The 8073-nt window shown below is 58.7% G+C and carries 5 protein-coding genes and 3 pseudogenes; 4 read left to right on the top strand and 4 right to left on the bottom strand.

Annotated elements, in window-relative coordinates; all coding sequences use genetic code 11:
• Positions 1–279 (top strand): type 2 periplasmic-binding domain-containing protein (locus CP49_RS46760; RefSeq protein ID WP_476695636.1); only part of this gene is annotated, 279 nt, incomplete at its 5' end.
• A 514-nt stretch (positions 280–793) separates the two neighbouring features.
• Here CP49_RS46760 and CP49_RS33705 read toward each other — a convergent pair.
• From CP49_RS33705 to CP49_RS33685, 4 genes and pseudogenes are all read right to left on the bottom strand, one after another.
• A complete protein-coding gene (locus CP49_RS33705) occupies positions 794–1486 on the bottom strand; it encodes a helix-turn-helix transcriptional regulator (protein WP_276326866.1) in 693 nt (230 codons plus the stop codon).
• A gap of 1964 nt (positions 1487–3450) precedes the next feature.
• Positions 3451–4239, bottom strand: coding sequence for an amidohydrolase family protein (locus tag CP49_RS33695; protein ID WP_057854438.1), 789 nt, complete (start codon positions 4237–4239; stop codon positions 3451–3453).
• Positions 4236–4493: a hypothetical protein gene (locus CP49_RS33690; protein WP_057854437.1), complete on the bottom strand. Its 258-nt coding sequence runs from the start codon at positions 4491–4493 to the stop codon at positions 4236–4238. The genes CP49_RS33695 and CP49_RS33690 overlap by 4 nt, the downstream gene beginning before the upstream one ends.
• Positions 4494–4538: 45 nt before the next feature.
• Positions 4539–4796: pseudogene (locus tag CP49_RS33685) on the bottom strand (hypothetical protein); the annotation flags it as partial.
• A gap of 168 nt (positions 4797–4964) precedes the next feature.
• Between CP49_RS33685 and CP49_RS33680 the strand changes: the two are divergent.
• From CP49_RS33680 to CP49_RS48780, 3 genes and pseudogenes are all read left to right on the top strand, one after another.
• Positions 4965–5148, top strand: a pseudogene (locus CP49_RS33680) (IS3 family transposase); the annotation flags it as partial.
• Between the two features lie 599 nt (positions 5149–5747).
• A pseudogene (locus tag CP49_RS33675) lies at positions 5748–7095 on the top strand (IS5 family transposase).
• Positions 7096–7385: 290 nt separating this feature from the next.
• A complete protein-coding gene (locus CP49_RS48780; RefSeq protein ID WP_276326865.1) occupies positions 7386–7508 on the top strand; it encodes a hypothetical protein in 123 nt (40 codons plus the stop codon).
• The last annotated feature ends 565 nt before the right edge of the window (positions 7509–8073 follow it).

Raw genomic sequence — 8073 nt, 5'->3', positions numbered from 1 at the left:
ACCTCTAAAGACATAAGGTCGGGGGCGCGATATGATCACAATTACCTTGCTCTGCCAGCGGTCATGACTGGAAAATGCCTTTTGGTAGCGCCCGAAATTATTGTCGGCGATCTGGTGCGCGGGGGCGTTCTACAGGTGATACCAGGGTCACGTACTCCCAGCGGCATGCAATATCGGGCCTATTCGGTCGACCGCAGTGACAATCCCGAAATCGCTCGTGCTTTTTGCCGTTGGCTAGTCCGCCTTTGTAAAAAGGCCGCCCTTCCGGAAGCCGCTTAATGCGCATGAGACCATCGCGGCACCCCTAAAACGACATTGCATGAGCCAGTTTTGAAAGATAGGTCTTGAGATTTTGCGCCGAAGGAACACCGCTACTCACACTGTATTGCGGTAGCCGCATCAACCTGTTTGTTGAATCCTAGCTGGCTGTAACGAAGAGAAGTTTTCGTTCGATACCCGTTTCAATGACAACGAACCATTTTGGTCTCCTTCAAGCCTTGTCGAGGCCCGATTATTCCCTTGCTTATTCCTATCAATGACGCTCTCTCGTAAGAGAGCGTTCATGGGTGATATTCAAGCATCATGGTGGCTAGATGCGAACAAGGACCATGCCGCGAATACGGTTAGCTGTTCCACCGACAACCCCGTTCGCGTCGGGAACCACGAGCGTGCGCGATCCATGTAGATACTCAACACCCAGATCGACCGATGGCACAGAGCTGTAGATCAGGTTGGCGAGACGCGCGTCAGGTCTCTTGTGCATCTCGCTCGCGAAATCGGAGGGTGTGGATGATTAGGACAACAAACCGCGTCGCATGGCCTCGGCGACGCATTGGGCAATAGATACTGCACTTAGTTTGCGGCGAGCGTTCTCAAGATGAAACACGACAGTGCGCGGCGCAATCTGGACCAGCACTGCGATATCCGCGACCGTTTTTCCCTGCGCGGTCCATGCAAGGCATTGGCGCTCGCGCTGAGTGAGTTCACTTGCCGCGAGTTTACCGGTAGAGGGTATGTCAAGTCTGGCGGCGACATGACTATGAAAATACAACCCGACGAGTTGCACGAGATCCTTCCAGTCGGCCACGAGCCACTCCGGGTGAACGTCGCGGTCGCCCGTCGCCAGGGTAAATGCGGCCATCCGCCCAAATCCGCCCGTGATCGGCACAGTGATGCCTGATCTAATCCCGAAGGTCGTCGCTTCATCAAAGAACCGGCGCTGCTCGCGGTTTCCGGCCAGGGCTAACGCCTCGCCTCCCCAGCTGAACAGCGCGTGCTCGGCACGCGCGCGGCGCACCACAGGATCGAGCTGCTGATATCCAAGCTCGAAGTACCGGCTGGTCCAGGATTTTGGATAGGAAGAGATCAACATCGGCGTCTCGCCGGTCAGGCGCAGATAGGCAAATCGCTGAAAGCCCAGTCTCTGTGTTAGCCGCGTTGCGACACGCTCGAATTCATCCGCGTTGGTTGGATCGCATCGATGAATTCCTGGAAGATGCTTTCGAGCGGGCTCATTCCGGCTCTACCATTTGAAAAAAATCGCCGTACTTCCCAATGACCTCGCAGCGCATTTGGCGAAGGATCCGTCCGGCCTCGTAGGTCGCTCGAGACACGCCCACGAGGGCGCGCAGCCGAGCTGGAGGAGCACAGGAAGACCCTCCGCCAACGCACTTAGTTCGAAATGCCATGCCCCTAATCCTAGGCGGAACTCGTTTGTGCCGCCCCAGTATCGTTGGGAAGCAATAAACCGGTGACAGAGATTAACTAATGCGATGGACCGTTCTGATTTGGCGATGGATTCGTGCGAACGGCTCTGCAGGTCGTTGCAGTGCCGTAGTGGCCATTATCTGATCAAGATGCGCGAAATCTTAGCGCCCCGATTCGATATCGGCCGAGCCCGAAGCCGAAGGAATATGTCTGTACACAACGTACGGAAGGCGTCTTTATTCCGTCGCTGTATTCGTGACGCTTCACTTTTGTTCGAAGCGTACGAACGATTTGATCTGCTTCCTCCGGCGGCATTTTCCCTATTCTTAATCTGCGCTAAGGGGAAACAAGCCAAGGATGGAAACGCTGACATACGATTCCGCCGGATTTGCCTAACCTAGCAAGAGCGCTGGGTGAGTAGCTCTGCTGAGAGTCAGAAGGTGGTCAGGCGATTCCGTGGGAGATCAGATCCATCAATGTGGTCTGGAGGAACTTCGCCAATTCCGGGCTAATGTACTTGGCATCACTGGGCGACAGTGGATGATCCTGATGGCCTTTGGCGGACTTGGACAGGAAACGGTGTTCAAGTTAACCTATTGATGCACGTCGACCTCTTCATTCGTCACGGACCAATCAAAGCTGCGAGAGAAAAAAGGCCAAGCCCTCCACAAGCGATGCTCGCGTACAGATGTTGCTGACGGACAAGACTTACAAGCATCTTGCGAGCCTCGCAGTACAACAGGAAGCACTCGATGAGTTCGCTTTGGTGAATTCGGTTTTCGCGAATTGACCGAGTTCGCTAGCAGGCTCACTGCACTCGGGCATCGCCTAGAGAAAGCTCGCTTGAAAGTCGCTCTGGATTTCTGAGGACCAAAACGCACAATCCCCAGAATCGGCGCACTGTCTAGGTCACGTTAACTCCGAGTCAATGCAGTTAAAGTAAAGGATGCACGTGTCCTCCCAGGACCCTCTCACTGTGGGCCTCCGCCAGCGGCTACTGGTTCTACGGGCCTGCCGTGTGGGTTCTGACAAAGCCTTGATGGGCCGCCTCGATCTGCCGGCTTCCCCTCAAGTGAAGTTTTTTTTCCGAGCCCAGGAGATCGTGCCGATCGTCTTCTGTGGGGGTTCTGCGTCGCTTCGACTGAGAATAAACCGAGTATGGATCAGGGGAGCCTTTAGCAAGCGCCGAACGCTGGCCAATCTAGGGGCTGCGGACGGGAACGGCTTACGAGCGGGCCGTTTCTTGAAGGTCACGTAGCTCTAAAGTTTGGGCGGAAGCGAGCGCCGAGGGCGAGCCTCTTGGTGAGCTTGGATCGCTCGAGCCGAAAGGCGCGAACGATACGGCGCGCTCAGCAGCAATAGAAAAAGCGCCCTGTTGGCTTCATAGCTCGCAGCGGATCGGCTGCTTCTTGAACCCGTCATTACCAGCGTGCCTTCGCTCGTGCAGACCGACCATAACCACGTTCGCCCGCGCTGTTTTAAGAAAACCTCGAAGACTGGAAATTGATCAAACATGGCATGCAGCCCCTAATCTCCACCCGTCGTCTGCATTTCTGCATCCATAGCACAACCTACGCCGGTGCCGGCCTGCCTGTTGCGCTCTACTGGTTCTACGCGCACTGCCATGTAGGTTCTTAGAAAGCCTTGATGGACCGCCTCGATCAGCCGACTCCCCTCAAGCGGAGTTTTTTTCGGCGCCACCGGAGCCCTGAACACGGGCCCGCCGTGGAGATACTCATTTCGTTATTTCCGCAGGTCTACAGGTCCGAGTTGCCGAAAGCCGTAGAGGGCAGCAGACGTCTCGCCGAGGATCCGCCCTCGGGCGTCCTCATCTGGGACGAGTTCCTCAAGCCGCTCCAAGGTCTCCGAATAGGATGGCGCATAGGCGTGGTCGGCCGTCACGTGCGGCCACTCCGACCCCCAGAGCAACTGTTCCGGCCCGATCTCCCCCAGCATCCTACCCGCCGCTGCCTGGGCCCAGCCATCTGGGACGCGCCCGATCCCCGACAGCTTGACCCACGCCTCGGCGCCCTTAGCGAGCGCCATGAGCCGGTCCAGGCGCGGATCCCAGGCGGGATCGCGGGCGCTGTCCGCAAGTCCGAAGCCTCGGAACACCAGGCGATGGCCGTCAGCCAGGAGCAGCTCTGCCAGGCGCTCACGTCCTTCGACGCCACCGGACACCTCCAAGTGCAGGCCCAGCTGAAGGACAGCCTCGAGTGACTCGGCGAGTGGATCGGATTCGTCGAGGGTTAGCGCCAAACCCGCGGCACCTGATCGGCCCCACTCCTCTAGGACATCAGGCGCCAGCGGTTGCACGAGGGGCGGAATGAGTCTCACCGGCATTCGGGCCTGCCTCGCCTGGGCGAAGAGCTCCGTCGGGTCGCCGTTCAGGAAGGCGGGCTGGATCAGGACCACCCCTGTGATCGCGCAGGCGCGCGCGGCGCCTTCCAGCTGTTCCAAGGCGCCGTCGACGATGGGCGCGGTCCGCCGGGCCTCTCGGCGGAAGGCGTGGACCTCGCAGTCGATCCTCATGGAGCGCCCTCGCCGCAGAGCGCAGCCGGCAGAGCGCCCGAAAGGCCGCAGCTCACCCGGAAAGGCAGGTCCTCGACGGCGGCGCAGCGCGCGTAGAGACTCTCCAGCTTCTGCTCAATCACGCGGCGGGCGACGTCCCGCTGCGCGTCCGGGCCGTGGCGCTCGGCCGCGATGATCTCGCCGATAGGGCCGAGTCCTAAAATGGAGTGCTCCCGCGCCGTTGCAAATACAGGCTCGCTATAGATGATCGTCATGCGGTTATTTGCTCAGCTCTGTAAGTCTTAGTTGCGGAAAAAACGCGCAAGATGCTGGTAAGTGAAGGGGATCTGGTTCCCTCGCAGTTGCGCCCGTTTGAAAGGCTGGGGCTCCTTGACCTTTACGATCATCTCGCTCGATGCAAATACCTCGCGGGCGGAGTCCAGAATCGTTGCACCAGCCGTGCGTGCGCCAATGCCAGCGCCGGCATTGGTTTCGATTGCCACGCTCCGGCCGGCCGCCACATATTCGCGTACGGTTCCAGGCGTAAGGCCCGTTTCTATCCCACAGGGGGAGCGCAGCGCCGCGCATAGTTTTTTGGAAACACCGGCCCTTATTAGCAATCTCCTTACTTGGACGACCTTTTTTAATCGGGATAGCAGTTTGTTTTCCTGCAATCTTGCAAAAAAGGCGTCAAATGGCGCAGAAAGTCAGTGTTTTTCGCGCCATTACGCAGGATTCCAACATATGGACGCCGCTTCCGCATCCTGGCCGTGGTCGATGATTGCACGCGCGACTGCCTGGCGCTGGTGGCCGACACCTTGCTTTCCGGCACCTGGGGCGCGGGAACTGGAGCGGCTGGTGATTAAGCGTGGCAAAGCCGAAGATGGTGGTCAGCGACACGGCAGCGAACTCACCAGCAACGCCATCCTGACCTTGGCTGGGGACATCAAGGCCATCAACCGGAAGCGGGATGTGTGGCGCGACAATCTGGCTGGGAAGCCACTGTCATCCTGATTGCAGCGCGGCGGGGGGATTGGCCTCGTGCAATTTAGAGTATGATGTTCTTATACGGAAACATACCCTGAGTTCTAGAGATAGATGGCGCACTCCTCCTTAAAGAAAAGATCAGGAGCTCGCCGGATTTCGCCAAGTTGCCTGGACATGGCGAGGCTCGGCGGCTCGGATCAGGTGTTTGAGTTTGGCGAAGCCCTGCTCGATCGGATCGAGGTCCGGACTGTAGGGCGGCAGGAAGAGCAAATTTTGTGTCGCGATGTGACGGGTTGCCAATACGAAGCGCTGCGATCAAAATACCCTTGCGGTCTTGAAGACCTTTCACGGCAGGTAGCGCGCAAACTAAAAAGTCGGCCGTGAAGAATCTCCCAACCTCTTGAGCGGGAGTCTATTTTCCGGAGAGGACGACATTTGAAATTGCAAGCTTTTTGGATTTGAAGGCCGCAAAGCTTGCAATTTCATTTTTGCGATTCCCTCGAATCACGGGTCATGATTCCGTGGTCGCATCGGAGGGGACGATGCGACCCAAGGAACGACGGGACAGCGGACAGGCCGATCTTCTGCGCTCGCGGCTGGACGCGATCATCGACATGAACCATGCGCTGGTGAAGCTGGCGCGGACGATCGACTGGTCGTTCCTCGAGGAACGGTTCGGCGCGGTCTACGAGGACAAGCCGGGCCGACCGCCGCTTCCGACGCGGCTGATGGCCGGACTTGCCATCCTCAAGCACACCTACGACCTCTCCGATGAAGTGCTGTGCGAGCGCTGGGTGGAGAACCCCTATTACCAGTTCTTCTGCGGCGAGGAGTTCTTCCAGCATCGCCTGGTGTTTGACCGCTCCTCACTGACACGCTGGCGCCAGCGCATGGGCGAGGAGAAGCTGCAAGCGTTGCTGCAGGAGAGCCTTTCGGTCGCCACCAAGACCGAGGCGATCAAACCGTCCGACCTCAACCGCGTCATCGTCGACACCACGGTGCAGCCCAAGAACGTGATGTTCCCGACCGACGCCAGGCTTCTCAACCGCGCCCGCGAGATCCTGGTGCGGCTCGCCAAGCGCTACGACATCAAGGTACGCCAGTCCTACGCGCGGGTGGGCAAGTTCGCGCTGATCAAGCACCAGCGCTACGCCCACGCCAAGCAGTTCAAGCGAGCCAACCGAGCCTTAGGGAAGCTTCGAACCTATCTCGGCCGCGTCATCCGCGACATCGCCCGCAAGCTTGACGGCAACGCCGACTTGCTCGGGAAGATTGCGCTTGGACGGATGCTGGCACTGGCGCGACGGGTGCTTGACCAACAGCAGCGCCAGCGTGGCCCCAAGGTCTATTCGCTGCACGCCCCGGAGGTGGAGTGCATCGGCAAGGGCAAGGCGCACCGGCCTTACGAGTTCGGGGTCAAGGTCTCCATCGCCACCACGTTGGCGCACCAAGGGCGGCCAGTTCGTCACCCACGTGAAGGCGTTGCCCGGCAACCCCTATGATGGCCATACGCTCAAAGCCGTTATCCCCGAGATGGAAGCGCTGATTGGCAACATCATCGAGCGCCTTCTTGGCGACAAAGGCTACTGCGGCCACAATGCACCACCAGAATACAAATTCAGGGTGTTCACATCAGGCCAGAAGCGGCGGGTGACGCCCAAGATCAAACGTGAGTTGCGCCGACGCTCGGCGATCGAGCCCGTCATCGGCCATCTCAAGTCCGAGCATCGAATGGGCCGCAATTACCTCTGGCACCGCGCCGGCGATGCCACCAACGCCGTCCTCGCCGCCGCCGGCTACAACTTCCGGCGCCTCCTCCGCTGGCTGAGCCTTTTGCTCTGCCAAATCCTCGCTCAGCTCGGCCTCCAAATGCGGTTCATCCCGGCCTGAAATCTCAATTCTTCACGGTCGACTAAAAAGGCAGCTCATGCGGAAGCTACGCGAGCGGTCCAGATCAATGCCACCACGTGCACCTAGCGAGGCGGCTTCGTGTACGGCGGCGATTGTAAAGATCTCACGAAGTTTGCCCAAGTGACTGGTCATCAGCGCCGCGTCGAAGCCGCGTCAAGTCTTCTGCATCGATTGACGTTATATCCAAAATATAAAAGCCCTATTTGATATCAGAACGCTAGACTCCAAACGGCGGCAACGGGCCGGTCAGCTTAGTCAGGAGAAAGTCCATGAACACAACCCCGATGAATGCAACCGCGATGGAGGACCTGAGCGACGCCAGCGAGGCCACCGGACGTTGGTGGTACGGTCGCGTGGTCGAGGTCGAGACATTCGACTGCTACGCAGAATAGGACAACACAAGGGATGGCCTTTGGCCCATCCCTTGTGTTGTCGCGATGAACGAGGGATCGCTGTTGTGAGCGAGGCACTTCAAGCATGGTATCTGGGGCATACGCCGGCGACTGGACTTCACGGCAGAGGAAACAAGTTTCCGAATCTGCCCATTGTGGCCAACGATGGCAACCTCGTTGATCCGTCTTGTGGCTGACTGGAATAAGAACGAAGCGGTCCTTTCTCGGGCGGACGAACCAGCCTTTGAGGCGCTTCGGAATACACCGTCTCGCGACGAAATATGCCACTATGGCGAGCGAAGCGGTGCCGATGTTGGCGACGAAGCGCGTGAGCCCACATACAGCATACACCGGCGGTTCACCTGCTGCGCGCCGGTGTCGGCATCAACACGATCCACTTGGCTGGGCCACGTGTCATTGGACACCACGCACATCTATGCTGAGGTCGACCTGGACATGAAGGCAGAGGCGTTAGCCAGGGTCTATTTTAGCGACCTGAGGGAGCCGCCTCGGTTCTGCCGCCGATCTCGAAAAGCTCACAGGCGTCGCAGCGCGCCGCATCCAC

The sequence above is a fragment of the Bradyrhizobium valentinum genome (assembly GCF_001440405.1).
In the GTDB taxonomy this organism is placed as follows: domain Bacteria; phylum Pseudomonadota; class Alphaproteobacteria; order Rhizobiales; family Xanthobacteraceae; genus Bradyrhizobium; species Bradyrhizobium valentinum.
This window is presented reverse-complemented; position numbering and strand designations above follow the sequence as displayed.